Annotated in this window: 23 protein-coding genes and 1 pseudogene; 9 read left to right on the top strand and 15 right to left on the bottom strand. The window is 61.3% G+C overall.

Annotation, left to right across the window (positions count from 1 at the left end):
* Position 1 precedes the first annotated feature (1 nt).
* The 3 genes from AC3CBN_RS15050 to AC3CBN_RS15060 all read right to left on the bottom strand — a co-directional run bounded on the left by AC3CBN_RS15050 (position 2) and on the right by AC3CBN_RS15060 (position 2,102).
* The gene (locus AC3CBN_RS15050) at positions 2–1,090 is read right to left on the bottom strand and encodes an alkene reductase (RefSeq protein ID WP_488633817.1); all 1,089 of its coding nucleotides are present in this window, start codon (positions 1,088–1,090) and stop codon (positions 2–4) included.
* Between the two features lie 77 nt (positions 1,091–1,167).
* A complete protein-coding gene (locus AC3CBN_RS15055) occupies positions 1,168–1,905 on the bottom strand; it encodes an SDR family oxidoreductase (RefSeq protein ID WP_488633818.1) in 738 nt (245 codons plus the stop codon).
* Positions 1,902–2,102 carry a hypothetical protein gene (locus AC3CBN_RS15060; RefSeq protein WP_488633819.1) on the bottom strand — a complete coding sequence of 67 codons (201 nt, stop codon included), beginning with the start codon at positions 2,100–2,102 and terminating at the stop codon, positions 1,902–1,904. Before AC3CBN_RS15060 ends, AC3CBN_RS15055 begins: the two co-directional genes overlap by 4 nt.
* 189 nt (positions 2,103–2,291) lie before the next feature.
* Here AC3CBN_RS15060 and AC3CBN_RS15065 point away from each other — a divergent pair.
* A pseudogene (locus tag AC3CBN_RS15065) lies at positions 2,292–2,402 on the top strand (helix-turn-helix domain-containing protein); the annotation flags it as partial.
* Positions 2,403–2,501: 99 nt separating this feature from the next.
* Positions 2,502–3,188: a LysR substrate-binding domain-containing protein gene (locus AC3CBN_RS15070; RefSeq protein WP_488636741.1), complete on the top strand. Its 687-nt coding sequence runs from the start codon at positions 2,502–2,504 to the stop codon at positions 3,186–3,188.
* A gap of 169 nt (positions 3,189–3,357) precedes the next feature.
* Here AC3CBN_RS15070 and AC3CBN_RS15075 read toward each other — a convergent pair whose 3' ends face one another.
* The 3 genes from AC3CBN_RS15075 to AC3CBN_RS15085 form a co-directional block, all read right to left on the bottom strand.
* Positions 3,358–4,647: a c-type cytochrome gene (locus AC3CBN_RS15075; protein WP_488633820.1), complete on the bottom strand. Its 1,290-nt coding sequence runs from the start codon at positions 4,645–4,647 to the stop codon at positions 3,358–3,360.
* On the bottom strand, positions 4,644–6,926 hold the full coding sequence (locus tag AC3CBN_RS15080; RefSeq protein WP_488633821.1) for a xanthine dehydrogenase family protein molybdopterin-binding subunit: 2,283 nt from the start codon (positions 6,924–6,926) through the stop codon (positions 4,644–4,646). The genes AC3CBN_RS15075 and AC3CBN_RS15080 overlap by 4 nt, the downstream gene beginning before the upstream one ends.
* 62 nt (positions 6,927–6,988) lie before the next feature.
* Complete coding sequence (locus AC3CBN_RS15085; protein WP_488633822.1) at positions 6,989–7,468, bottom strand: (2Fe-2S)-binding protein; 480 nt, start codon at positions 7,466–7,468, stop codon at positions 6,989–6,991.
* A gap of 293 nt (positions 7,469–7,761) precedes the next feature.
* Between AC3CBN_RS15085 and AC3CBN_RS15090 the strand changes: the two genes are divergently transcribed.
* Both AC3CBN_RS15090 and AC3CBN_RS15095 read left to right on the top strand, forming a co-directional pair.
* Positions 7,762–8,862 (top strand): XdhC family protein, encoded by a 1,101-nt coding sequence (locus tag AC3CBN_RS15090; protein WP_488633823.1) that lies wholly within the window; start codon positions 7,762–7,764, stop codon positions 8,860–8,862.
* A complete protein-coding gene (locus AC3CBN_RS15095) occupies positions 8,859–9,473 on the top strand; it encodes a nucleotidyltransferase family protein (protein WP_488633824.1) in 615 nt (204 codons plus the stop codon). Before AC3CBN_RS15090 ends, AC3CBN_RS15095 begins: the two co-directional genes overlap by 4 nt.
* Positions 9,474–9,785: 312 nt before the next feature.
* On the opposite strand, the gene AC3CBN_RS15100 is transcribed toward AC3CBN_RS15095, so the two are convergent.
* Complete coding sequence (locus tag AC3CBN_RS15100) at positions 9,786–11,486, bottom strand: SulP family inorganic anion transporter (RefSeq protein ID WP_488633825.1); 1,701 nt, start codon at positions 11,484–11,486, stop codon at positions 9,786–9,788.
* 76 nt (positions 11,487–11,562) lie between these two features.
* Here AC3CBN_RS15100 and AC3CBN_RS15105 point away from each other — a divergent pair, with 76 nt between their 5' ends.
* From AC3CBN_RS15105 to AC3CBN_RS15120, 4 genes are all read left to right on the top strand, one after another.
* Positions 11,563–11,796 carry a CopG family transcriptional regulator gene (locus AC3CBN_RS15105; protein WP_488633826.1) on the top strand — a complete coding sequence of 78 codons (234 nt, stop codon included), beginning with the start codon at positions 11,563–11,565 and terminating at the stop codon, positions 11,794–11,796.
* Positions 11,780–12,580 (top strand): hypothetical protein, encoded by an 801-nt coding sequence (locus AC3CBN_RS15110; RefSeq protein ID WP_488633827.1) that lies wholly within the window; start codon positions 11,780–11,782, stop codon positions 12,578–12,580. Before AC3CBN_RS15105 ends, AC3CBN_RS15110 begins: the two co-directional genes overlap by 17 nt.
* Before the next feature lie 76 nt (positions 12,581–12,656).
* Positions 12,657–13,013: a response regulator gene (locus tag AC3CBN_RS15115; protein WP_488633828.1), complete on the top strand. Its 357-nt coding sequence runs from the start codon at positions 12,657–12,659 to the stop codon at positions 13,011–13,013.
* Between the two features lie 472 nt (positions 13,014–13,485).
* The gene (locus AC3CBN_RS15120) at positions 13,486–13,833 is read left to right on the top strand and encodes a zinc ribbon domain-containing protein YjdM (RefSeq protein ID WP_488633829.1); all 348 of its coding nucleotides are present in this window, start codon (positions 13,486–13,488) and stop codon (positions 13,831–13,833) included.
* Positions 13,834–13,939: 106 nt separating this feature from the next.
* Here AC3CBN_RS15120 and AC3CBN_RS15125 read toward each other — a convergent pair whose 3' ends face one another.
* The gene (locus AC3CBN_RS15125; protein ID WP_488633830.1) at positions 13,940–14,080 is read right to left on the bottom strand and encodes a hypothetical protein; all 141 of its coding nucleotides are present in this window, start codon (positions 14,078–14,080) and stop codon (positions 13,940–13,942) included.
* Between the two features lie 422 nt (positions 14,081–14,502).
* Between AC3CBN_RS15125 and AC3CBN_RS15130 the strand changes: the two genes are divergently transcribed.
* Complete coding sequence (locus tag AC3CBN_RS15130; protein WP_488636742.1) at positions 14,503–14,745, top strand: hypothetical protein; 243 nt, start codon at positions 14,503–14,505, stop codon at positions 14,743–14,745.
* A 428-nt stretch (positions 14,746–15,173) separates the two neighbouring features.
* Here the strand turns inward: AC3CBN_RS15130 and AC3CBN_RS15135 are convergent, their stop codons facing one another.
* The 7 genes from AC3CBN_RS15135 to AC3CBN_RS15165 all read right to left on the bottom strand — a co-directional run bounded on the left by AC3CBN_RS15135 (position 15,174) and on the right by AC3CBN_RS15165 (position 26,085).
* Entirely contained in the window at positions 15,174–15,833 is a 660-nt protein-coding gene (locus AC3CBN_RS15135; protein ID WP_488633831.1) for a DsbA family oxidoreductase, read from the bottom strand.
* Positions 15,834–16,423: 590 nt separating this feature from the next.
* Positions 16,424–17,020 (bottom strand): hypothetical protein, encoded by a 597-nt coding sequence (locus AC3CBN_RS15140; RefSeq protein WP_488633832.1) that lies wholly within the window; start codon positions 17,018–17,020, stop codon positions 16,424–16,426.
* Between the two features lie 145 nt (positions 17,021–17,165).
* Positions 17,166–17,507 (bottom strand): VOC family protein, encoded by a 342-nt coding sequence (locus AC3CBN_RS15145; RefSeq protein WP_488633833.1) that lies wholly within the window; start codon positions 17,505–17,507, stop codon positions 17,166–17,168.
* Positions 17,508–17,843: 336 nt separating this feature from the next.
* Positions 17,844–20,288, bottom strand: coding sequence for an efflux RND transporter permease subunit (locus AC3CBN_RS15150; protein ID WP_488633834.1), 2,445 nt, complete (start codon positions 20,286–20,288; stop codon positions 17,844–17,846).
* A 19-nt stretch (positions 20,289–20,307) separates the two neighbouring features.
* Complete coding sequence (locus AC3CBN_RS15155) at positions 20,308–21,375, bottom strand: WD40/YVTN/BNR-like repeat-containing protein (protein WP_488633835.1); 1,068 nt, start codon at positions 21,373–21,375, stop codon at positions 20,308–20,310.
* A 305-nt stretch (positions 21,376–21,680) separates the two neighbouring features.
* The gene (locus AC3CBN_RS15160) at positions 21,681–23,030 is read right to left on the bottom strand and encodes a DUF1329 domain-containing protein (protein WP_488633836.1); all 1,350 of its coding nucleotides are present in this window, start codon (positions 23,028–23,030) and stop codon (positions 21,681–21,683) included.
* Between the two features lie 367 nt (positions 23,031–23,397).
* A complete protein-coding gene (locus tag AC3CBN_RS15165) occupies positions 23,398–26,085 on the bottom strand; it encodes a LuxR C-terminal-related transcriptional regulator (RefSeq protein WP_488633837.1) in 2,688 nt (895 codons plus the stop codon).
* Between the last annotated feature and the right edge of the window lie 253 nt (positions 26,086–26,338).

Here is a 26,338-nt window from a genome sequence, read left to right on the forward strand (position 1 = left end):
ATCAAGTCGCACGTATCGGATAGTCGGTGTAACCCTTTGGGCCCTGGGTATAGAGCGTTGCCATGTCTACAGCATTCAGTGTTTCATTCGTCCGCATTCGTTCCACCAAGTCGGGATTGGCGAGGAACGAGCGCGCGAAAGCGATGAGATCTGCGTGACCCGCCTTGAGCGCACCTTCTGCACTTGCGCGATCGAAGCCGCCTGCAAGGATAAACAGGCCCTTGAACGCAGCGCGAAGCTGTAACTTGAATTCGGCAGGCACTGGAGGCGCGCCCATATACGAATCCATGGCCGAGTGATCCAGCACATGGACGTACAGCAAGCCCAGCCTCGACAGCTCCTGAGTGAGTGCCAAGTATTGAGCCTCGACGTCGGGGAACGCGCCCGTACTGTTGAACACGCCATAGGGCGACAGACGGATCCCGACGCGGTGGGCACCAATGGCGGCGGCGGTGGCGCGAACGACCTCAAGTGCGAAGCGATTACGGCCATGGATGCTGCCACCGTAGGCGTCAGTGCGCTGATTCACGTTAGCGTTGAGGAATTGCTCGATCAAGTAGCCGTTCGCGGCATGCAACTCGACACCGTCGAATCCCGCCTCGATGGCGAGTTGAGCTGACTTCGCATATTCATCGACGGTATGAGCAATGTCGGTCTCGCTCATCGCTCGCGGGGCGCTGCGCGGCTGCATGCCCTGCGAGTCGGTGTACATCTCGCCGGGACACGCACTGGCCACCGGACCGAGCACTTCGGCGCCCATAGGCAGGTTCGCCACATGTGACACGCGGCCTGTGTGCATGAGCTGTACGAAGATCTTGCCGCCTTTAGCGTGGACTACGTCGGTAACCTTTTTCCACGCACTCGCCTGCGCATCATTGAAGAGTCCGGGAATCCGTGCGTAGCCCAGGCCGTTGGGTGAAGGTGACGTGCCCTCAGCGATGATCAGGCCTGCCGAAGCACGCTGACCGTAGTATTCAGCCATCAGCCCATTGGGTGTGTTGGCGTCGACGGCGCGATTGCGCGTCATCGGCGCCATAACGGTGCGATTGGCGAGCTGAATCGAAGTGGTCGTGAGTGGTTCGAAAAGCATAACGATTTCTCAGTAGGTGCAGATGGTTCGAAAACCTGTTGTCGACAGAGACCAGACCTGGCGATCGAATGCCGGCTTCAGGAGGTCTGCGGCAGGTAGCTGGGTCTGGCCGACGCCATGCTTTGCTTCACTTGCAGGGTGCGTTCATCAGCAAGCACCTCATCCAGGCCCGATTCGAGTCCGTCAAGCGCGCGTTTGACGATTTCCTCCGCGCTGGACTTCGGGGCATCGAATGCGCTCGCGAGGTCGGTATCGACAAAGCCCATATGCAGTCCGAGCACCTGCGTCTTCTGCGCCGCCAGTTCGATGCGCAGGGCGTTGGTGAGCGACCACGCGGCAGCCTTGCTCGCTGCATAGGCGGCCATCGCGCCACTGTTCACCCACGAGGCAACAGACAGCACATTGAGCAAGGCACCACCGCCGTTGGCCTTGAGAATTGGCGCGAAGGCTTTGCTCGTGAGCAACATGGCAAAAAAGTTGGTCTCGAAGATGCGTCGCGTGACGTCTTCGCTGTCTGCTGCAAGAAAGCCCCCGAGCTCCGTGATGCCAGCATTGTTGATTACCAGCGTCACATCCGACGCCAGTTCTGCGGCGGCCGCCACGTCCTCTGCATTGGTGACATCGAGTCGCAGGGGCTGAACACCGGATTGCGTGATGGTTGAAGGGTCACGTGCGCCGGCATAGACCTTGCGGGCGCCGCGAGCGAGCAACTCGCGTGTAAATGCCAAACCAATCCCGCGGTTGGCTCCGGTGACAAGGACGGTTGCGTTCTCAATTTTCATAAGAAACTCCGAGGGTGGGAAAAGCAGGCTCACTCGATGTTGACGACGACTTTGCCCTTCACGCGGCCTGCTTCCAAATAAGCCAGTGCCTCGTTAGTTGACCTGTATGTCGGCATCGATACAGTCACTGCGCTGTCGACGACACCGTACTCACCATGCTGAGCGCTCGGCTCATGGTTGACTTTGGTGTGGGTCTTGCCCATGAAGATGACTTTCTCGATCTTGGTCATGACAGATTTCTCAATAATTCGTGCTGTTGGATGGCGTATCGCCAGATTTGCCGGTCGCGGCCAGGAACCGTGACTTCATGGGCTGGCCGGGTGTGGGCGAGAAATTAGACCCTTCCGGATCCACCCACTAGCCGGTAAATTTGGTAGGCGCCCTTCCACCGGTGAGAGGCTATGGACCGACTTGAAGCCATGAGAATTCTCCTGGCGGCGGTAGACACAGGCAGCCTTTCCGCAGCCAGTCGCCAACTGCGCATTCCGTTGGCCACGGTTAGTCGTCGTGTATCGGAATTGGAGGAACACCTTCGCGTCCGCCTTGTGCTGCGAGGCACACGAAAGCTCACCCTGACCGATGCGGGCCGCGAGTACGTCGCCTCATGTCGGCGCATCCTGGAAGATCTCGTGGAAGTCGAGCGCACGGCAGCGGGCGAATATCGAGTACCTCAGGGAGAGCTGGTCATCAGTGCGCCTCAAGTCGTCGGTCGCCACCATGTTGTCCCCGTGTTGGTTGAGTTTCTCCAGGCTTATCCGGAGATCCACGCCCGTATCCAGTTGAGTGATCGCGTGACCAACCTGCTCGAGGAACATGTCGATGTCGCCGTCCGTCTGGGAGAGCTTCCGGATAGCGACATCATCGCCACCCGCATCGCACTCCTGAGTCGCGTGCTTTGCGCCAGCCCTGCCTACCTGGCATCGCACGGCGTTCCAAAAGAACCAAGCGATCTCGTCGCACACGAATGCATTACCTACGAGGGTTACTCGGCCGCAGATAAGTGGGAGTTTCGCTTTGAACAAACGACTCAAATCATCCAGGTGGCGTCGCGCCTCACTGTGAATTCGGCAGAAGCTGCGGTCATTGCCGCGATCGCCGATGCCGGCATTGCCCGCGTCCTGTCAGACCAGGTCGCCGATCCATTGAAGTCCGGCGCGTTGGTACGGCTGCTGCAAGCTTTCGAACCAACACCCATGCCTGCCAGCCTGGTGTATCCAAGGCAGCGCCACGTACCGTTGAAGTTGCGTGCATTCCTGGACTTTGCCGCGCCGCGGCTGCGACAGCGCCTTGGCTATGAAAGCCAAAAAACTTCTTGAGCATCAGAACCGTTATGGGACCCAGGCGGTGGCGCTAAGCAAGCGCGCCGGAATCCACAGGTGACGACTTCAACTCGCCTTTGAGCCTGCAGAGTTCGGTGAGTGAGAAGACCTTATCAAACAGGCCGAGCGCGTACCCGGCGAGGTAAGCGGCACGGGTGCACACGCTTCATCGGCGCTTCGCGACGTCTTCCGCGCTAAGCGCGCCATGCTGCCCGCTGAAATGATTGACGACGTAGTTGGACAAGGCGGCAATTTCGGCGTCTGAATACGCGCGACCGAACGATGGCATAAAGACATGTTGAGCACCCACGCGCAGCTGAGATCCATGCAGGATCACCTGGGTGAGGTTGGTCGCCTGAGGATCTCTCACGGAGCGGATGCCAGCGAGTGATGCATAGTCGGATTGGCGTCCCTGCCCGTTGTCTAGATGACAACCCGCGCAAGCGCCCACGAACAATTGTTCGCCGAGGCCAGCCGTACCTTTTGCCGATCCACTACCCGTGGCCGCCACCGCCGGAAGTGCAACGCCGCCCTGCTGTGGCTTCACGTCGCGCAGGTAAGCGATCAGGGCGGATATGTCCTCCGGCGTCAGGTATTGCAGGCTGTTTTCGATCACTTCGCCCATGGGGCCGGAAGCCGTGCCGCGCCCTGCGGCGTGTCCTTTGGCCAGGTACTCGGCCAGCTCCTGGTCACTCCATGCGCCGATGCCGTGATCCTTGTCCGCGGTTATGTTGTAGGCCGTCCAGCCCTGCAGCTCGGCGCCGGCAAGATCCTCGGCGGTTTTCACCGCAAAGGCGCTGTTTCTTGGCGTGTGGCATTCGCTGCAATGACCAAGCGCTGTGGCCAGGTAGGCGCCGCGATTCCATGCTTCGGATTTGCCCTGCTCTTGCGCAAAACGCTGCTTCTTGAGGAACAACGCATTCCAGAGACTGAGGGTCCAACGCTGGTTATAAGGGAACGACAGGTCGTTGGACTGCGCCGGCGCGTGAACCGGGGGAAGGCTAAACAAATAGGTCTTGATGGCCAGAATGTCCTCGCGACTGAGCGCCGTATAGGACGTGTAAGGAAAGGCGGGATATAGCGGCTGGCCTGCTTTGTTCACGCCCGCATGCAAGGCGCGCACGAAATCGTCGTCGCTCCAGGTCCCAATGCCCGTCTCTTGATCGGCGGTGATGTTGGTGGAATAGATGGTCCCCATAGGCAGCTTGAAAGCCACGCCACCGGCGAAGGCCTGGCCACCAGGCACCGTGTGGCATGCAGCGCAATCGGCTGCGCGCGTGAGGTATTCGCCGCGCGCCAACGCGGTGGTGATGCTGGCCGGGGCACCGGCGCTGGCTGGTTGAAGGGCCTGATCGTTGCCACCGTTGCGCACGGTGAGCAAGGCGTAGGCGCTGAAACCAAGTACAGCCAGCACGATCAGGATGACGAGCACACCGATGAGGCGACCGATCTTCATACGGGCATCCTCGCAACTGGGGCAACATCGCTGGGGGCTTCCGACGGCGTCGCTGCGGACAAGACGGCCTTGCGCGCATTGCTGTCCGACACCAGCGCCGACGTGTCGATCGGCAAGGTCCTTACTCGCACGCCTGTGGCCGCGAAGATGGCGTTCAACAAGCTAGGCATGGACATGACGGTAGCGGTTTCGCCAATGCCACCGGGCTGCTCATTACTGGGGACAATGTGGACCTCCATGGACGGCATCTGGTTGAGTCGCATCACGCGATAGTCATTGAAGTTGCGCTGCTCCACTGCGCCTTCCTTCAGGGTGATGCCGCTGTAGAGCGCCGCGCTCCAGCCAAACACCAGTCCGCCCTGAATCTGCGCCTCCACGGTGTTCGGGTTGACCACCATGCCGCAATCAACGGCGGTCACCGCGCGCAGCAGGCGGATCTCGCCTTGCGGCGACACCTCCACGTCCACCACTACACACAGGTAGCTGCCAAACGGTGCGGCCAGGGCGACGCCTCGCCCGTGTCGCGGCGGCAGCGTGCCCTGCCCCCAACCCGCTTTCTGCGTGGCCAACTCCAATACGGCCAAGGCACGTGGATGGTCGCCGAGCATCGATTTTCTATAGGCAACAGGGTCTTTGCCTGCAGCATGCGCAAGCTCATCGACAAAGCTTTCGACGACAAACACGGTATGCGTTGGCCCCACACCACGCCACCAACCGACCGCCAGGCCGGCGGGCATGTCATGCCGCACCCATTCCACGCGCATGTTTGGCACTTCGTAGGGAAGATCCGCCGCGCACTCCACCAAGTCCGGATCGAGCCCGTTCTTGCCCATGGCCGGCGGAGCGAATGTCGCCAACACCGAAGCGCCTGTGGTGCGATGAGTCCACGCCACCGGCTTGCCCTGACCGTCAAGTGTCGCGGAGATACGGTCGTAATAGGCAGGACGGTAGCGGTCCTGCGCGATGTCTTCCTCGCGGGTCCAGATCACCTTGACGGGATAGTCCACCTGCTTGGCGATGGCGACGGCCTGCTCAACGGAATCCTCGAACAGGCGCCGCCCAAAGCCACCACCCATGTACTGGTTGTGCACGATGATGCGCTCGGCCGGCAGGCCGGTGATCTTGGTAGCGACATCGACACACCGCGCAGGCACCTGCGAGCCGACCCAGATTTCGCATGCGTCAGGCCGTACATGGACCACCGTGTTGATCGGCTCCATCGTGGCATGCGCGAGCATCGGCAATTGATAGGTGGCGGAAACGAGCTTGCCACTCACGCCATCCACATGTCCGACGTCACGTGCCACGATCGGCGTGCCATGCTCGGATGCCTGGGCCAGGTCCTTGAACAGCTGCTCCGTAGTAAAGCCGCCGTTGGCACCGCGATCCCAGCGAATATCCAGCGCGTCCAGACCTTGTTTGGCCGCCCAGAAATGCTCACCGATCACCGCCACCGCGTTGTCCAGCTCCACCACCTTGAGCACCCCGGGCACGGCGCGAGCGCGCGTATCGTCCACCGAGGCCAGCCGCCCGCCAAACGTGGGGCAGGCCTGCACCGTGGCCACTTTCATGCCTGGTACGCGTATGTCGATGCCGAAGGGCAAGCTGCCGTCTACTTTCCCGGGTGTGTCGACGCGACGCAGCGGCTTGCCGATGAGCTGGAAATCCTTGGGGTCTTTCAGCGACGCCTTGTCAGGAGGCGTCACGCGCGCTGCCGCATCGGCCAGATCGCCATAACGGAGCGTGCGGCCGGTTGGCGTGTGGGTAACCACGCCGCGCGCGACCGTGCATTGCGTGGAGTCCACCTTCCAACGCTGAGCCGCGGCACTCACCAACATGTAGCGCGCGACGGCGCCCGCGTTTCTCAGGGTGGACCAGCAATAACGGATGGTGGTCGAACCGCCCGTCGCCTGATCGCCTAACAGAGGGTTGCTGTAAAGCTTGCGGTTGGGAGGTGCGTGGTCGACGGTGATCTGGTCGAGACCCACGTCAAGCTCTTCGGCGAGCAATGTGGCCTGGCCCGTATATGCGCCCTGCCCCATCTCGATGCTCGGCATGACCAGCTGCACACTGCCATCGTTGCCGATGCGCACATAGGCATTGGGCGCGAAAAGCGGCTGACCCTGATCGATACGCGCGGTGTCCGCCAGCCCCCAGGCACGCATGGGGCCACTCAAGTACATGAAGGCAACCACCAGACCACCGCGCTTGATCAGCTCACGGCGGGAAGGATTCTGCAGACCGGTGTCGTCCAGATCATGGTTAACGCGAATCGTCATGACGTCCTCTCGATCGGTGTCCGATGCATGCAACTGCGTACCATCAACTTCATCGCAATGGCTCAAACGATGGTCTGCGGCAACGTGATTTGCCCGGTAGCAGCCTGCTTAATAGCTGCGCGTATGCGAACGTAGGTTCCGCAACGGCACAGGTTGCCGGACATGGCCGTATCGATGTCCGCATCGGTCGGTTGCGGCGTCTGCGTGAGCAGCGCAGCTGCCGACATGATCTGGCCCGATTGGCAGTAGCCACACTGCGCCACTTCGATGCCAAGCCATGCTTGCTGCACGCGCTTGCCGACATCCGTGGCGCCAATACCTTCGATGGTCGTGATCTTCTTGTTTATCGCACCGCTCACCGGCAATACACAGGATCGAACCGGCTGGCCGTCCAAATGCACGGTGCACGCACCGCACTGCGCAATGCCACATCCGAACTTGGTGCCGGTCAAGCCAATGACATCACGCAACACCCACAACAGCGGCATGTCATCGGGAACATCAACCTGCGTTTCCTGACCATTGATGGAAAGCACGATCATGCGGATCTCCCTGCGAGGTCGTGTCGTCGCGGCTCGCTCGGACCGTGGATCCGCGAACCGAGGCCAGATGCGATTAACGTGTTGTCATCACCGCGCGAAGTACTTCGGGCCGTGTGAAAACACTGCCAAATTTTCCTCCTGCAGAAAGGAAAGGCAAGTGAAGACGTGGCGGTCTTACAGAGAACACAACCTTCCGAGCCCACCGCGGGCCCGATCGACGCTGGCGGCAGGCGCTGGCATTGGTTGGGCGTTATGACCGAACATGACACCCGGACCCTCCTTGGCCTCGATTCATGAACGTCGTCCAAGAGTTCGACCCGCTTTACCGCGCAGCCCGGGCGCTAAACCTGGGATCGGGCCAGGGTGGTGCGGCACTGGTCACCATCACGCAGACTCGCGGGTCCACTTTCCGCCGTCCGGGTGCGAGCATGCTCGTGCTGCGCGACGGGCGCATGGTGTGCGAGCTGTCGGGGGGCTGCCCGCAACGGGACATCGCGCTTCGTGCGCAAGGGGTCATCCAAAGTGGTCAGCCGGCATTGGTGGAGTACGGGCGCCATGCCAACCTGGACGTCATGCTTGAAACGGGCTGCGGCGGCGAGCTGGAAGTACTCATCGAACCGCTGCGAGAGCCGGGTGACCTGGCCTTCCTTGAAACCGTCGCGCACATGCATGCGCACCGTGTCGCCGGTGCCATGGCCACTGTTTATGCGGTAGATGGGCAAGTACTCGCCCCCCGTCCGCTTCGGTTGGTACAGGGCGATGGCATCCACTGGAGCAATATCGAAGATCCGACTTTTCGCGATCGGATAGCCACCGAGCTGCTCCCGATCCGGGCGACACCAGCGAACGCGGCGATCACCCGGCACGTGGCCGTCTACGGGAAACGCTACGAGGTCCTCGTCGAATCGCAGCACCCGCTGCACGCACTAGTCATCGTTGGCGACGGTGCCAGCGCCCGCTCACTCGCCGAATTGTCGGTGCGACTGGGCTGGCAAACCACCTTGGTCGACTACACGCACGAGACCATTGATGCGTGCGATGGCATTCGCCGCATCAACGCTTCGCCACGGGCACTCACCGGGCAAATAGCACTGGACAATGCGACGTCTGCCGTCGTTATGACGCACCGACTGGAGCGTGATCTGGCCTACCTCGAAGCTTTGCTGGAGACGCCGGTGGGCTACCTCGGCGTGATTGGATCGCGTCAGCGAACGGCACGAGTGCGCGAGGCTTTTCCCCAGACCCAGGCACGGCTGCATGCTCCCGCGGGGCTGGACGTTGGCTCGGAAACGCCGCATGAAATTGCCCTGTCGGTCGCCGCGGAAATCCTGGCAGTGCGCAACGGCAGAGACGGCGGTCCCTTGTCCCAGTCACAAACCTCGATACATCCATGAATGGCCACGGGCAGCGCGTAGCCGCCGTGTTGCTCGCCGCGGGAAACGCCAGCCGCTTCGGGGCGGCCAAGCAGGCCCTACCCATCGAAGGCATGCCCATGGTGCGCCGTGCTGCCTTGGCTGCGCTCGACGCCGGTCTCTCACCGGTGATCGTGGTGACCGGTGCCCATGCAGACGCGGTCAAGCCATGCCTCGCCGGCTTGCCGGTGCATCTCACCGAGAACCCTGACTGGACATCCGGCATGGGCAGTTCACTGGCGATTGGTGTCAAAACCGCCATGGCGATGGAAGTCATGCCGCATGCACTACTGGTGCTGCTGGCGGACCAACCAGGCATCAGGGCCACGGACCTAAAAGGCTTGGCAGAAGCACATGTCTCTGCACCCGGGCGCATCCAGGCCGCGCGATTCGAAGGCCACCTTGGACCACCCTGCCTGTTCCCGCGTGCCTACTTCGACGAGCTGGCCTCGCTGCAAGGAACCAACGGCGCCCGGCGATTACTCGAACACTATGGCGACCGCGTCGATGCTCACGACCTTCCCTCAGCCGCCTTCGACATTGACACACCTGCCGACCATGCAGCGTGGCTGGCTCATCAAGGGCTCGACTGAGACGGACCTTGACCGCCCCCGAAATAAAGACACTTGCCAGTCGCGCCGTGAGGCTTGTTGAAGGGCGTTGGGCGTGACACCACCCGCGCGGACTCGTTGCCGGTTTTTGTAGACCTGTATACAGACATGTGCCTTCTTCACACCGCTAGAAGACCGACTCGGGGAAGAAATATTGATGATGTCTGCTTTGGGTTGCGATTTCAGCTGGTGAACGCAGCACGCTATAGACGCGCAAGCGGAAGGAGTGTTGTCCAAGGCACCTGTACAAACAATCCGAAGGCGCTGATGTGGGAGCCTTGGCAGCAAGGCGAGTCATTTCTCGATCACATCGCGTGGTAGTTCTGCGAGTCGTCGCGATAGAGCCAAGGCCGCCTCATAGTGCTCAGCAAAATAGAGTTCTCCTTCGCGTGGGTACACGGCCATTTGCCGGACCACTCGCTGCGGTTGAGATTGCAGCCCCGAGATGATCAGCACGATGCCATGGCGGCGACAGCGTTCCAGCAGGACTTTGAGCGCATGAACACCGCTGGCATCCATGATGGGGACGAGGCGCATGCGGAGAATGAATACCTTGGGTTGCTTCTGAAACTGATCGAGCAGTTCATCCAATCGGTTCGCCGTCCCGAAGAACAAGGGGCCACTGATCTGGAATACCTCGACACCGGGTGGGAGTTTTGCCCGTTGCGAGGTGTCGTCAGCAGTGTCGCCGTTTTCCTCCAACAGCTTGATCCCGGCGCTGACTTCGACCGCATCGGCCATGCGGAACATGAAGACGAACGCCGAAACCACCAGACCCGCCTCAATCGCGACGGTAAGGTCAAAGAACACGGTCAGACCAAACGTGAGCAAGAGAACCAACCCATCCCCCTTTGGGGCAGACAAGGTATGGCGAAATTGCTCGATCTCGCTCATGTTCCAGGCCACTACCAGCAACACGGCCGCCAGTGCGGCCAACGGCACGAATTTCATCAGCGGTGCCAAGGCCAGCATGAAGATCAGCAGAAAGACGGCATGAATCATGCCCGCGACAGGGCTGCGACCGCCGGCGCGGATATTGGTGGCCGTGCGGGCGATGGCGCCCGTCGCAGGCAGGCCGCCGAACAGCGCCGAACTGACATTGGCGATGCCCTGCGCCACCAGCTCACCATTGGATCGATGCCTCGCACCGATCATTCCATCTGCCACCACCGCCGACAGCAGGGATTCCACGCCCGCCAGGAAGGCGATGGTGAACGAGCTGGGCAGTAATTCGCGCGTCCGCGCGAAGGGAATGTCCGGCATGTGGAACAGCGGCAAATCGGAGGGCAACCCGCCGAAGCGACTGCCGATCGTTTCTGCCGGCAGTGCGAAACCCACGCTCACGACCGTGCACAAAATCAGGGCCATGAGAAAGCTGGGCCACGTCGGTTGCCAGCGGCGGACGATCACGATCACCAGCAACCCACCCACCGTGAGGGCCATGGCGGCCGGGCGTGCCGTAGGCAGGTAGTGGGTATAAGCCACCCATCGCTCGAGAAAATCGATCGGCACGGCAGGCATGGTCAGGCCAAGGGCATCTTTCACCTGGCTGGAGAAAATGCTAACCGCAATGCCCGCCGTGAAACCGGTGATGACCGGCTGGGGCATGTATTTCATCAGGGTACCCAGTCGCAGCAGGCCGGCGCCGATCAACATCAGTCCCGCCAACAGCGTGCACAAAATCAGGCCACCAAAGCCGAACCGCTGGATGACGACGAACACGACCGGGATGAAGGCTGCCGTTGGGCCGCCGATCTGCACGCGTGAGCCGCCGAGCGCCGAGATCAGAAAGCCCGCGATGATGGCGGTGTAAAGCCCTTTTTCCGGGGTGGCGCCACTGGCGATTGCAAGCGCCATGGCCAGTGGCAACGCCACGATGGCGACCGTCAACCCGGCGACGGTGTCATCCCGGAGGTCGTGCCAGCCATAACCTTCCCGCAGCACCGTGAAGAGTTTCGGAACAAACAAACGACCGTACAGGCGGCCCTTGCTCATGCCCATCACACCCTCCGGACGGTGACCTGGATGATCATGGTATTATCATGTCATACACATCCCATGTGAGTACCCCATGACGATTGAAAACCGCACCGCCCGGTTGACCATCCTGATCGACCCTCGCAAAAAGGCCGTCTTCGAGCGCCTGTGTGCGGCCGAGGACGCGACACCGTCGCAGGTCGTTCGCCGACTGATCCGTGACTACATCGAGCGCACGACCGGTCAGCCGTGGCATGCGGAGGACCAAACCATGCCGGAGCAACCGTTTGGGGAGCGCACGGGGAGCGGTCATGCGAGCGGCAAGTAACCGGCCTCGCACCCTCGGCAAGGAATCAGCCATCGCGGCGCCACCGGGACCCGCGCAGCAGTTCACCGGCCTGCGCCCGGAGCAGATGGCGTTCATGGGCGAATACGCCGGCGCGGCTCAGGGGAAACAGGTCTTCGTGCAGCTCCTGTGCTGGCCGACGGTTTCGGCAGCGTGGGGCATGCTTGCCCAGTCCTGTGCGGCGCTGAGAAATCTGCGCGGAGACACGGCGGCCCTGACCGCCCCCAAGGACACGTCCTGGATCCATCAGGTAGCACCCCAGTTGAGCCGCACCCTGGAGCGGGATGCCGCTGCCGCGGAAAGCACGCTGGCCACCTTGATTCGGCGCCTGCCCATCCGTTTTGCAGCCGCGGTGGTGGAGGTCGGCTCGAATCAACCGCCGGGACCGGAGACCTTGCGCTATCGCGACCTGTTTTCCGAAAGCCTGGATGCGTACAGCACCCACCTCAAGAACGCCAACCAGGTCCGATGCCGCGTTCTGATTGCATCAGAGCAGGCTCCATCTACTACGGAGATCCAGCGCCAGGTCTACGGCGAGGTGTTGCCGCATCTAGATAGTGCAGCACGCGTCGAAGGCATGGCGCTGACCGTCTGGCCGGGAGGCGATGCCCCGCTTCCCCTGGAAATGGCCCAACTTGCAGCATGCGCCGTGGGCAGGCACCTGCATGAGCCGACCGTGGCCAGCCCGCTGTTCGAAACAGTGCGAGGGCTCCTCGTGCCGTCGTCGCGCTTTCATTCGAATGGTTCATCCAGGCGACGTCGTTAACCAATGAGCGCACCCGCTCTGGGCGGCTATCAGGTTCCCAGGAGCGCGGTGTTGCCGCTCATGACTTGAGAAGTACATGCCGGTTCTGATCATCGATGACGATGCTGCCTTTCGCACCGCCCTTGAGCGCGATCTGCGACAGAGTGGCTATACGGTCCATGTTTCGGCGGGCTTTGAGTCGATGGTCAATGTTTTGCTCAAAGTGACACCCCGCGCAGCAATCGTCGATGCGCACCTTCCGTACGGTGAATCCAGGCAGGTGATGATGGTGCTTCACCGTTGTGGCATTCCGGTCGTACTGCTTAGCGAACGCGATGCACTGGTTGATCGATGGGAAGGGGCCAAGCTCACGAGTGAAGTGACCTTGACCAAACCGGTGGGGCTGGTCGAACTCGAGCAGTGCCTGAGGCAACTGCGCCCACCCACGCCTTGATGGCGAGTGGATCAGACAGGTGAACGTGTTCGCGACCCACCCAAACCAAGTCCGCTCAGACGAGATCCACCGAACCCTGCCCGATGTCCAAATCGAACATCCTCACTGTTGTTGAAGGCCTCGCTGATTGGTCAAAGCCTTGGCGTTTCCTGGAATCCGTGTTGACCCATGAAGGCTTGTCCGAGGCAGACCGCGTCGTGGTTCGAGGCATCTGGGCCGACGTCTGCAGCGCCGTTCATTGGCAAGGACGAGACCTGTTCGACGGCAGCGAGGCGGCGAACCAAGCGCTGACAAGCACACACCCGTGGCTGAGTTTGATCGCGCGCACTCACTTCGTACGAGCAGCGTCCTACGAGTGGCAATAGTGCTTCACCAAGAAATTTCTACGTCCGTCGGCCGGACACCCCGTGACTCTTGCGGTCATTGCGCCCATCGACCCCTATAGCTTCCTATCGAGACTTGGTACGTACCCATGACAACACCTGACATCCCCGCCTGCCCGCCCTGCGGCGGGGAAAACACTTATCCGGATGGCGACAACTTCATCTGCCCCGATTGCGGACACGATTGGCCGCAGATCGCAGCACAAGCCAAAGAAGCCGATGTCGTCGTGCGCGATGTCAATGGCAATGTGCTCAACAGCGGCGATTCGGTCGTGGTGATCAAGGACCTGAAGGTCAAGGGTTCCTCCATCCCGCTCAAACAGGGCACGGTGATTCGCAATATTCGCCTGGTCGATGGCGATCCCGAGCACATCGAAGGCAACTCCGACAAGATCAAGGGGTTGGTGCTCAAGGTCTGCTTTCTGAAAAAGGCCTGAGCGTCAGCTTGTCCTGAAGGGATACCTGTCGAACACATCGTCCGCCATATGGCCGGCGTCAAAGCCATCGCGACTGACTTGGTTGGGATGTTTAAGGGTCACCAACTTAGTGATCCTTACCGTTGGTCTGGCTGAGCCCTTTGCCGGGCGACTTGTCGCGCAAAACATCGCGCACCGCCTGCCCGACCTTCTCATCAGCCATCCTGGCCGCCTTGGCTTTCGCCGGCACGGGCGTCACCGTGCGCACGATGCTTCATCGGCGTACTGGAAACATGATCACGATCGCCACCGTGACCATGTGATGGTGGAGCGGCGATGAGCGGCATGGCAATGATTGAAGCAATGAGTGCGAGAGGCACAGTGCGGATTTCGGTCATGGCCGACCACCATTCCGGCGGCGTCTGAACTCGGCGCTGGCGTTGCCCACCTGCGGGCATCGATAAGGACCGCAGGTGGGTCACGTCAACGAGTCGACGCAACGACAGGTGCCAGGGATAGCCCCGCATGATGTCGTGCAACCCATTTTGAAAAGAGTTTTTCGCAGAGGGCCAGTGTGTTGTGACTCCCAATAATCGGAAAATTGAGGCGCTGCGTCAGCGCATCCCGTCGTTCACCTGCATCGTCGGCTGCCATGACTGTTGTGGCCCGGTAACGGCATCCTCGGAAGAGGTGGCGCGATTGCCTGTCAAGACAGAGGCCGAACATGCGGCCGCTCTGGCTGAACTGAGCTGCCCGTACCTGGGCAAGCATGGCTGTGAGGTCTACGGTGAACGCCCACTGATCTGTCGCTTATTCGGTACGACACCACGGCTGCTTTGTCCAAATGGGAAACGGCCGGTGTATATGGTCGATACCAAGACCGAGGACGAAGTTCACCGATACCTTGCTCGCACGCGACAAGTGCTGTTGTAGAGCGAAGTGGCGCGCTCCGATCTGAACTATCCGGACATACAACAACCCATTGCCGCCTGCGATGACTGTTTAAAGGTGTGACGCAGGGTGCTCCAGAGAAGCAATCAGCGGCCAACGTACTTGGCCGGTGTGGCAGTGGCATTGATCAACCAGCGCGGCCAAATCGATCTACTCCAGCGTTTTAGTCGAGATCAAGCGTTCAATACCTGGAACGACTGTACCAAGTCACAGAGCGCCCCTTGAGCGCGCTCGCATTACCTGAGTACCTCTGGACAACAGCGTCCAGAGAGGTAAGACAATCGCAATTTGATTGAGCAGCCCACGCTGGATAGCGTTGATGGCCTTAAGGAGCGACTATCACTGGCAGTCCGTTTCCGGAGCTGCCAGTCGCATCGATAACCTAGGCAACAGCAAATGTAGGTACTAACTCATGCGACGACTTTTGCCGCGCTTGTGAGGAGCCTTACATAGCCATCGACGTCCTGCGAGCCACTGAACAACAACTTGCCGTCCTGGAGGTAGCTGGGCACGCCGCTCAAGCCCAACGATTTGATCTCGGCGTCGAGTTTCATGACTCCGTTGCGACTTGAAACCGATCGCTGCACAGCATCCGGCCCCATTCCCGCTTCTTCGGCGATGCGTTCGAGTACGGCATCGTCGCCGATGTCCTTGCCGAGGGTGAAATAGGCGGCGAACAAGGCTTCGACCACGCGTCCTTGCATCGCTGCGCCACCCTCAGAGCGAGCCAGTCGAATGAGCGCATGGGCCGCCAACGTGTTGGGGGTGCGGCTCTGGAGTTGATAGTTGAACTCAGCTCCCGCGGTACGACCGGCCGCTACCGCCCGCGCATCCATGGCAAGTGCGTTATCCCAGCCAAACCGTCCCGTGCGGAATTCCTTTCTGTCCATCCCTTCTGCTGGCATGGTCGGGTTGAGCTGGTAGGGAAGCCATTCGATCTCGACGTCCACGCCCTGCGCGGCCAGAATCTTCAGCGCCTGGTCAAGGCTGCGCTTTCCAATGAAACACCAGGGACAAATTACGTCTGATACGACTTGCAGCTGCAGGGTACGCTTGTCTTGATTATTCAATGTCCACATCCTCGTTAGTTGAAGGCAAATGCCCCCTCTAGCGCCAGAAGATTCCGGCGCCCACGGAGCTAAATTATTTCGACGGCTCGCCGAGCATGCCGGTGTAATGCGGGAGTCGCTTCTCCACGTCCGGATTGGTCTGCAATCCGAGCTTCATCAGCTTCGTTACCCGTTCCCGAGACGGAGAGTGCGAAGCCACTAGCGGCAAGTGCAGCGCCGATGAGATGCAGTTTCATGAAGAAAGCCCACCAAATGAGTCAGGCTCATATGGTGGGCTTGCGCGGGTGGGCAATGAATAGCCGCTGTCCGGTAGCTACTCTTCCGCAAACTGCAAGAAAGCCGCCTGACCATCGTCGGCGCATCGCCCGGCCTATGTGTGCCGTCGCGTCGCCCGTGCGGCGTGCGCTTTGCTGACGAATCGGCCTGGTCCCGGCCTGTTGGTAATACGCCACCTGCGTCCCGCTTCGGGTCACAAGCGTGACGTTCTGAACCCGCCAACGAAATGCTCAAGCCGGAAGCACCGGCGATTTCCGGATGCGAAAGATGGGACAGCCTCGCAGGGCATGGGTCATGGCGGGAGTGACTTCCATCTACCGTGACAACTCGCAGATCCAGTTCACCTCCCAATGCTTGCCACCATCGGGAGAGAACGATTGCTCCATTCGTGCCGCTTTAGGCGAAATATTGAGCCACATCCAGCGGACCAGGACCACGCGCCCCTTCCACGTTTGGTGATTGTAGAATTCGCCGCGATTGCCGTGGAATTCACCGATGACTGGCGCGTCGAGTTCGCCCTTGTCCAGGTCCAGGCCGTAAATGCTCCATTGGCGTGACTCCGGGTTGTACATCCGTAAGGTCTGCGCCTTGATGTGCAACTTCTTGTCTGGGCTCGTCACCTCAAACTGCTCGAAATTGGCGTTGGTGTCGAGCAGCTTGTGGTGATTGGAGATGCCGTCGTATTCGTTCCAGGTGCTGGAATTATTGAGGCGGTCCGGTAGGCGGCGGACATGCGCTTTCCAGTCCCCGATAAGGAAATCGAAATCGTGGGATCCATCGCGTTGCGTCGAAGCGAATACTGCAGTTGGCTCTTTTGGGCCACTGGCTGCGTTGGACGATGGCATCGCGCCGGCTGACCATGCCGCTCCAACCAGTAAAGATATGGCGAACTTTGATGCTGGCAGTTTCATGCAGAACACGCTGACCTCCTGTTGAGCTCATGCGGTGGCGTGAAGATATGCTGGAATGCCTTTGAACTTGCTAAAAGCTGTGTTTAGCGCGCTTTTTTACCAGCGCAGAAGGGCTCAGGCTGCTGTTCCATGCGGAAGCCATCCCCTACTCCTTCGCGTCGTTGCTTCGCCCGATATTGAACACCAAGCCGAACGGATCACGCACGTAGCACCTGGGTATGAGGGGATTTTCCTCGAGCAACGTGCAGCCAGCTGCCAGCAATCGGTCCCTGGTTCCTGCAACGTCCGCCACGAGAAAGTCGAACACTGGCCCAAGCGGAGGGCCGCGCTCTACATACAGGCAGAACGCACCCGTCTCGAAACGCCTGAGTGTCTCGCCCGGCTGCGTCATGGCGAAGCCAAGCCGCTCGCCATAAAAACTCGCGGCATAGTCCCAGTGCTCCGTGCGGATGATGATGTCGCGGGAGGATCGAACTACGGGTCGCATGACACCTCCGTCGCCGTCGAACTCGGCTGTTCGGATTGCCGCAATTGATGATGTGTCGCCCCAGGACGACACCTCCCCGTGCATTGTCTGCCTCAGGGCCGAAAACGGATAGTTGGCGCGTGCCTGGCTAAGTAGCGCTGATTGTGGACATCATCAAGTCACCCAAACTTTGGGTAGACCGCAACATCGGCCTGAGTAAGCCCAATACAAGCGGCGACAAGCCAGCGTTCCTTTACCGTTGGGTGTCGCTGGACAGCGGAAGCTCTCCGAGTGGGAGGACGAGGCTCCTGCAACCCCGGCTCTCCTCGCTCGGCACCCTTCCCTAATCCATGCCTCTTACTTCTCGTCGCTGCAGTTCACCATGGCTGGGGCTCGCCATGTCACGTCTCGCAACAGGAAGTGCGACAGCGCAGGAATCAGCACGAGGGCGCCCACCATGTTCCACAGGAACATGAAGGTGAGCAGGATGCCCATATCGCCCTGGAACTTGATCGGCGAGAAGGCCCAGGTCACCACGCCAGCGGCTAGCGTGACGCCGACCAGGGCAACGACCTTGCCGGTGAATTGCACGGCGTTTCGGTAAGCCTGCGCGAGCGGTACGCCGGCGCGTTGCTGGGCAAGCTGGATCGACAGCAGATACAACGCATAGTCCACGCCGATACCCACGCCTAGCGCGATGACTGGCAGGGTGGCGACTTTCACGCCGATGCCAAGCGCAACCATCAGTGCTTCGCACAGGATGGACGTGAGCATCAGCGGAACGACGGCAACCACCACCGCGCGCCACGAGCGGAAAGTCACGAAGCAAAGCAAGATGACCGCGCCGTAGACATAGAACAGCATCGTGCGATCGGCCTGGCGCACAACGATATTCGTCGCAGCCTCGATGCCCGCGCTTCCCGCAGCCAGTAGATAGTGACGTTCCGGCGCGCCGTGGGTGGTGGCGAATGAAGTCGTGGCTGCGACCACGCGATCGAGCGTTTCGGCGCGATGGTCGGCGAGATAAGCGATCACCGGCATGATCGAGCAAGCGTTGTTGAACAGATCCGGATTGTTTACCGATGCCTGCTGCGCGCCGTAGTTGAGCACGTCCTGATTGCGCGCGATGGTGAGCCACTTGGGGCTTCCCTCATACGAGCCCGCCGTGATCTGGCGCACCGCATCGCCAAGGAAGACCGTGGCCTGCACGCCTGGCACCTGTCGCAATGTCCAGGCCAGCCGGTCTGCTTCGACCAGGGTCGCATACTTGAGGCATCCCTCTGGCGGTGTCTTGACGATCACGGCGAACACGTCGCTCGATAGCGAGTAATTGCCAGTGATATAGGCGTTGTCCCGGTTATAGCGTGAACCGGCACGCAGCTCGGGCGCACCCGGCTCAAGGTCACCGATCTTCAGGTGCGTGCTCACCGCGAAGCCAGCCACAGCCAGCACCGCCGACACGCCCAGCGCCGCCACGGCCCAGCGGCGCGTAGTGAAGCGATCCAGAATGTGCCACGCGGAGCGGCCGCCCTTCCCTTCCAACTGGTCGCGCTCGGCACGCAGGCTCCGCTCGGCTGCCACCGGGTCGACACCCGTGAAGGAAAGCAGCACCGGCAACAACAGCAGATTGGTGAAGATCAGCACGGCCACGCCGATGCTTGCCGTCAGCGCGAGATCCTTGATCACCGGAATGTCGATCACCATCAAGACGCCGAAACCCACGGCATCCGCCAGCAGCGCCGTGACGCCGGCCAGGAACAGGCGACGAAAGGTGTAGCGCGCAGCGACCAGACGATGCGTGCCGCGCCCAACGTCCTGCATGATGCCATTCATTTTCTGCGCGCCATGCGAGACACCGATCGCGAAGATCAGGAACGGCACCAGGATCGAGAACGGATCGAGCGCGAAGCCAAGCGCGGCCACCAGGCCGAGCTGCCAGACCACGGCCACCACGGAGCAGAGGATGACCAGCGCCGTGCTTCGCACGCAACGTGTATAGCCAAAAATCACCAGCGTCGCGATAAGCGCCGCGATGCCAAAGAAGCTCATCACCTTGACCAGGCCTTCGATCAGGTCGCCAACAAGCTTGGCGAAGCCGATGACATGCAGGCGAATCTTCACGCCCGGCGTGGCTTCATAGCGGGCCCGCATGTCTTCGAGCGAGCGCGACAGCGTGCGGTAGTCGATGGGCGCGCCGGTGTCCGGATTTTTCGCGAGCAGCGGCGCAAAGATCATGCTGGACTTGAAGTCGTTGCCGACGAAGCGGCCGACGATGCCCGAGCGCGCGATGTTGAGCTTGAGCTGCGAGGTGCCTTGCGGCGATCCGTCGTAGTTGTCCGGCATGACCGGGCCGCCGCGGAAGCCCTCTTCCGTCACCTCGGTCCAGCGAACCGATGGCGTCCACAATGACTTGACCCAGGCGCGATCGACACCGCTGGTGAGGAACAGCTCGTCGTTGATCTTCTTCAGCACCTCCTGGTACTTCGGATCAAAGATGTTGCCGTCCTGGTTTTCGACCACCACACGCAGCGAATTGCCCAGACCACGCAACTCGCCGGCGTTGTCCAGGTAGTTGCGAATATACGGGTGGTGGCTCGGTATCATTTTCTCGAAGCTGGCGTTGAAGCTAAGCCTCGTTACTGCCAGCCACCCGAGAAGCACGGTCGCGACAATGCATGCCATGACCATGATGAGGCGGTGGTTGAACACCAGACGCTCCAGCAGATTGCCCGAGCGGGTATCGAAATCGTCGATGGCCCGCACCACTGGCATGCGGTCGAGGTGTTCGGTTGAAGTGTTCATAGGGTGTTTCCTCGCCGGCTCAATGCAGCGCCTGGGCTTTCACGCCGAGCGCGCCGGCAGTCACGATCACATCACCGGACACGGCCACTGCCGATGCAGGTGATGGTTTGGCCAGTCGGTATGGGGCAAAGTGCGCGCCGGCGTCGTAGCTGAGCAGCATGCTGCCAGCCTGACTGACGAGGGCGAAGCCCTCCGAACCAAAAGTGGTGGCGCCGGTAATGCCTTCCTGGATGCCTGTATCGATCGGCGCCCAATGAGCACCGTTGTCGGTACTGCGATAGGCATTGCCACGCAGGCCATAGACGATCACGACCGGGCCGGTTCCCACGACACCGAAATACGTGCCCTTGTAGGGTGTACTTAGTGCGCGGAAGCGTCCGGCCTCCCGATCGAGCTTGAGCACAAGACCCTGCTCTCCGGCGATATAGACGTCCGAACCGACGCCGCGCACGGCATACAAGTGCAGGCGCTCGGCATTCTGGGTGCGCTCGAACCACGACGTCCAGGTCTGGCCGCCGTCCGACGTCTGAAAAATGAGATTGAACGCGCCGACGATGAAGCCATGGCGGGCGTCGGTAAACCACACATCGAGGAAAGGATTTTCAGCGCCTTGCGCCGCAATGCGGCCAGCCTCATCGAGCAATTTGCTGGCCTCCTCCGGCGTGCCGAGCTCGCCTTTTGCCGCGCGTGCGCGAAGCTGATCCATCATCAACGGACCCATGCGGTGGCCGTCCAACTGGGTTGCCCAGTTCGCGCCGCCATCGGCGGTGTGCAGCACGATGCCGTCGTGTCCCACGGCCCAGCCTTGCTCGGGCGTCGGGAAACTCACGGCCACCAGATCGGACGAAACGGGCACCTTGGCCTGCTGCCAGTTGGTGCCGTTGTCATCGGAGTAGACGATGTGGCCACGCTGTCCGACAGCGACGATGCGTTTGCCGGCCAAAGCGAGGCCATTAAGCAATCCCTTGGATGCAAGCGGGCTCATGCTGGCCGGTGTATTCATCACATCGGCGAAGCCGGCGACTGACACGGCCGGAAGCGCAAGTGCAAGCGCGACCAACGCGCGACAGATTGATGGCAGAAACATGGAATGCCCCGAAGATCGTAAGGCCTGCTCCTGAATCTCGAGTCGCCGGCTCCAGCACGTGGCCAGTCTCGACGTCATGTATTTCAGGGGCTTGTGTGAACGAATAACCAAAGTGCGTGGTCGATGACGGTGGGGCGCTGTCCTTGCCGGGCGACAGCGCGTGCCTGTTCTCCCCCGAGAAGTCCCCCCCCGGTCGCCGCAGACATGAAATACCTGCGCCACCACCGTCATCCCCATGCGAGTGCGTCGCGGAATGGTGACGTTACCGTCCCGCGACATGTCTCATGACTGCCCTACGCGGGCGATCAACGAACTCCCGAACCTGCCAACGATTCCGGCGACCATTCACGATCCGACAGCGGCTTGCCGTAACGAACACCACCCGTTTCACCGGAGAAGCCCGTCAGCGAGTACGAGCCGGCGATCAGGTCGTAGATGCCGTGCAAGTCGGCCACCGGCGCGGGCATGTCGTAGGCCGGCGTGATGTAGGCGAAGCCGGTACGGAACAACTGTCCGCGTGCGTCATAGGCTTCGGACGCCACGGCTGCCCAGCTGTCCTCATCGAGATAGAACGTGCGCTTGCTGTAGATGTGGCGCTTGCCTGCCGCCAACGTCGCTTCGATCACCCACACGCGATGCATCTCCCAGCGCACATCGTCGGGGTTGAGGAAACTCGGCTTCAGCAGATCGTCGGCCTTCGACTCGTAGGCCATCTTGTATGCGTTGTACGGAACGTAGATTTCCTTCTTGCCCACCAGCTTGAAGTCGTAGCGTTCCATCGAGCCGTTGAAGAGAAACACGTCATCGAACGTGGATGAACCGCCCGAGCCCGGGTTGGGCGTATCGAACGCGAGATCCGGCGCGACCTTCACGCGACGCTGGCCAGGCAGGTATTGCCATGCCTTGCGGCCCTTGTCGCTGTAGTTGAGCGGATCGACGATCTGCATCGCCTCACCCGCGCGACGCGCCGGACCGGTGTAGGTCAGGCGCTGCTGCCAGAAGACATCAGCAGACGGCTTGTTGGTGTCCCAGTAGGGATATTCCTCGACGGCTACGCCTTCCGTGGACAGCGTGGCGTGTCCCGAACCATCAACGTTGTAGTTGCGGTACTTGACGTCATACGCCACGCCGTTGAAGCGCACGAGGTGGTTCCACATCGCTTCGAAGCCGGTCTGTGGCATCGGGAACGGGAAGCCGGCATGGCAGCCGCTCATCGAGCGGCCTTCGCCGACCGTCTTCGCTTCCACTGCGCACTTGGCAGTGTTGTCGACGACAAACTTCGGGAACGCCGCCGTGCGATGCGTCGGATAGACGTCGATGTGGTAGCCCGGATACTTCTTCATCAGGGCCTTGGTGCCCTCGGTCAGGTTGGCCGAGTACTTGTCCAGGTTCTTCGCGTCGATCGTGAGCACCGGCTTTTCAGCGGCGAACGGATTGGGACGGATACCGCTGCCCGCCTTGAATCCGGACGGCGCCGTGGTGAGCCCACCGCTGTACGCGGGAATAACGCCGTCACTGCTGCCGGCCATTTCTGCACCGACGCCGGTAAGCGTGGCGCCCAGCTTGTTCGCCTCTTCGGACGAAACGCCAGCGTGACCCACGCCAGATATGAGAACAGCAATGGACCCGGCTATCAGGGCTTTGCGGAATTGCATGCGCATACTCCTCACGATTGTGATTCCAGTGTCAGGGTCCGGCTTTGCATCACCGTCCCCTTGGCGTAAGCACAGGCTCCGTCTCGCACCAGCCGGCGTCACTCTGCCGGGACAGGGGTACGCGTTGGCGCGCCACCGTCGCTCTGTACGTTGCCTCGCTCTTGTTGCCGGTATCCGTGACCCCGTCCTGCGACAAGGGATACGCGAAAGCGGTCCATACCCATTGTTCGGAGTACGAGGAACCACACCCCCCCCAAAACGCCGGGGGAGGGAGAAAAAAGTCGACGACGGGACGCAGCGAGGCCCCTTGCCGGGTCATCACGTTCAGTTTGGGATGCACGAGCGGGGCGCCCGTGCACCTGCGCGGCTATTCCAGCCCCTGGATCAGGCCGAGCAATTGCGCGCGATGAACGACATGCCTACGGGTGCCCACGCCCAGCTTGCCGAACAGGTTCTTGAGATGCCATTTGACCGTGGCTTCACCGACGGCCATGGCCTGGGCGATTTCCTTGTTCGACAGATTGCGCGCAAGGAACTCCAGCACCTCGCGCTCCTTCGGCGTCAACACCATGCTGGGCATGACGCGCGGCCCACCCTGCCGCTGTTCCGCAGGCGGCGGTATCACGCGCGATGGCGACGCTGTGCCGGCCGCGGATTCGCCACTCGCCTCCTCCATGACCCGGTAAGCCCAGTCGGTAAGCACCGGATGGGTGTCGGCGAAGAGGCGCATGAAGCCGTAGGTCTTGGCCAGGCTCATGGCTTCGATCATGAGCGGGCGGCCGTCCTCGCCATTGCGATCCAGCGCAAAGGCACGAAGCGCCATGCATTCGAGGTGGAAGCGGCCCAGCTTCGCCTGCTCGGCCAAGGGGGCAGCGCGCGACACCGACTCCAACACGCCTGGCCAGTCCTGCGAGGCCATAGCGGCATACGCATGGGCCATGGCACTCACCAGCTCCACGTTGCGTCGCCACAACGGCCCACGCCGAGGGCTTTCGCTGGCGACCAGCTCGTCAATCCTTGCTATCAGCGCACTGCAGGTTTCGCGGCGGAAACGGCTTGCGTGCATGCGCACCTGCTCGCCCAGGCTGGCAATGCACAGGCGCGGCAGTCGTCGCGCGACGCCAATGGCAAAGGCCGCCTCGAGCATGTCGAGTGCACGATGCTCCTCGCCCTGGGCCGCGGCCACGCGGGTAGCCGTGCGGTACCCGACCAGGATGGCCTCCGGCGCGCCTACCCGCTCAAGCACATCCAGCCGATTGGCGAGCAGCGCCACTGCCTCATCCAGACGGTCACGTTCGTAGGCGATCGATGCAAGCAGCGCGGCGAACATGCAGGACAGCGGGTGCCGGCGGCCGAACTTGGCATCAATGGAGCCCAGCGCCGAGCGCAGCCCATCCTCGGCAAGCAGAATCTGCCCTTCCCACAGGAAACTCAGGCCCAGGATGAATTCACGCCACCGTGCGGCATAATCCGGCTCCCGCGGCAGCTCCGGACCCGGCGCGTTGCACAGGCGTCGTGCACCAGCCGGATCGCCCTGCAAGAGCGCCATCATGGCCAGGCGATTGGCATGCATCCGCTGGAATTTGGGTTCGGTACCCGGTGAAGCGTCCTTCCACGGCGCCAGCATGCCGACACAACGGTCAGGATCATCCGAGTAGTAAGCAGCGCCGCTGGCAATCAGCACGCACTCATAGCGCAAGGCAAGGTTGACGTCCGGCCGTGACAGGATGAGCCCCACCATCCGCTCGGCTTCCTCGTGGCGTTCGCTTACTGCCAACGACCATGCAGCGGCCAGACGCAATTGCGGATGTTGATCGAGCACCGACTCGGGCAACACATCGAGCCACTCGCGCATCGTGCCCATGTGGCCCTGGATCACCGCTTCGTAAAGGCCTTTCTGGGCCAGATCGACGGCCACGCCCTCCTTGCCCGCCTCACGCGCATGGCGTGCTGCCTGTGTGAGCATGCCGTGTGCGGCCAGCCAGTCCTGCGCCCGGCTGTGCAAATCCGCCCGCTCCTCTTCAGGCAAATCCGCCAGACGCAATCGCAGTGCGTCGCACGCAAGCATATGCAGTCGATACCAGTCCGAATCCTCGCCGACCACGAAGATCGGCGTGTCCCGCGCCAATCGTACAAGCCGCTGTGGCGCCTCTTCGTCATCGGTGAGTGCGATACAAAGATCCGGATGCAGCTGATCAACCACGGCAACGCGAGTGAGGAAAGCGACATCTTCCGGTGCCAGCTTAGCCGTGAGGGCCTCCACCAACTGGTTGCGTGAATCGGGCGAGTGCGGGCTTACCACGCTGCGAAGATCGCTTCCTCGTTCCATCGCCGCCAGAACAAGTTGCAAGCCGAGCGGCCAGCCCTCGGTCATCTCGTGCAGCCGTGCGCATGTGTCCGGATCAGCCTTCGCACCAATGCGGTTGCGCACGAGGGTAATGGTCTCCTCAAGGGTGAAACGTAGTGTCTCGATGCCCACGGAGGTGCATTGGCCATAGGCGCGCAGGTCCGTCACCATCGAATCCAGTTCGCCGCGCCCCGCTGCGACCACGCGCAAGTTGGGCGGCGCGTTGTGCAGCAGATAGTTGAGTGCCAGCTGGCTGCTTGCGTGCAGGCGTTCGGCTTCGTCGATCATGAGCACCATCGACAGCGAAGCCTGCGCGACTTCGCTCAGCCATGCCGTGACGCCTTCGTACTCGCCAAACGCCGCGGATGCGCTCTCGATCAGCGTGGCGCCGAACTGTGGCCGACCACATCCCATGCGCACCGCCAGTACAAGGCTGTGCAACATGCGCTGAGGGTCGGGGCTTCCATCGGCCGATATCCACGCCACGGCCCAGCCTCGGGCGAGATACTCGTGTCGCCACTGCGCAAGCAACGAGGTCTTGCCGAATCCCGCAGGCGCCTGGACCAGAATGAACGGGCGATCGCGGAACTGTTCGTCGTCCAGCCCTAGTCGTGGCCGTACCAACAGATAACGGGGCGCTCGTGGCGGCGTCGTTTTCAGAACAAGTTCGGCGATGGCGGGCGCGGCCCCGCCGGGCGTAATGGCCATCAAGCAGATCCAGGTGGGCTGGCGCGGATTTCCCGAACGGATGACGCGATGTCGACGTTGCACTGCACCGTGTGGCTCCCATCACCGACTTGCGTCACAAAAACATTGTAGACACGCCGCGTCTGACGTGACCACTCATCACCTCGCCTTCACGGCACTCCCCCTCCTTGCCGGGGGGGGTATCCGCGGCAAGGCATACGTAGCCTTGATCCCGTGACAAAACAGGTCTGGCGTTCCGGTCGCGTTGCGGCTG

Source organism: Dyella sp. OK584 (assembly GCF_057787755.1).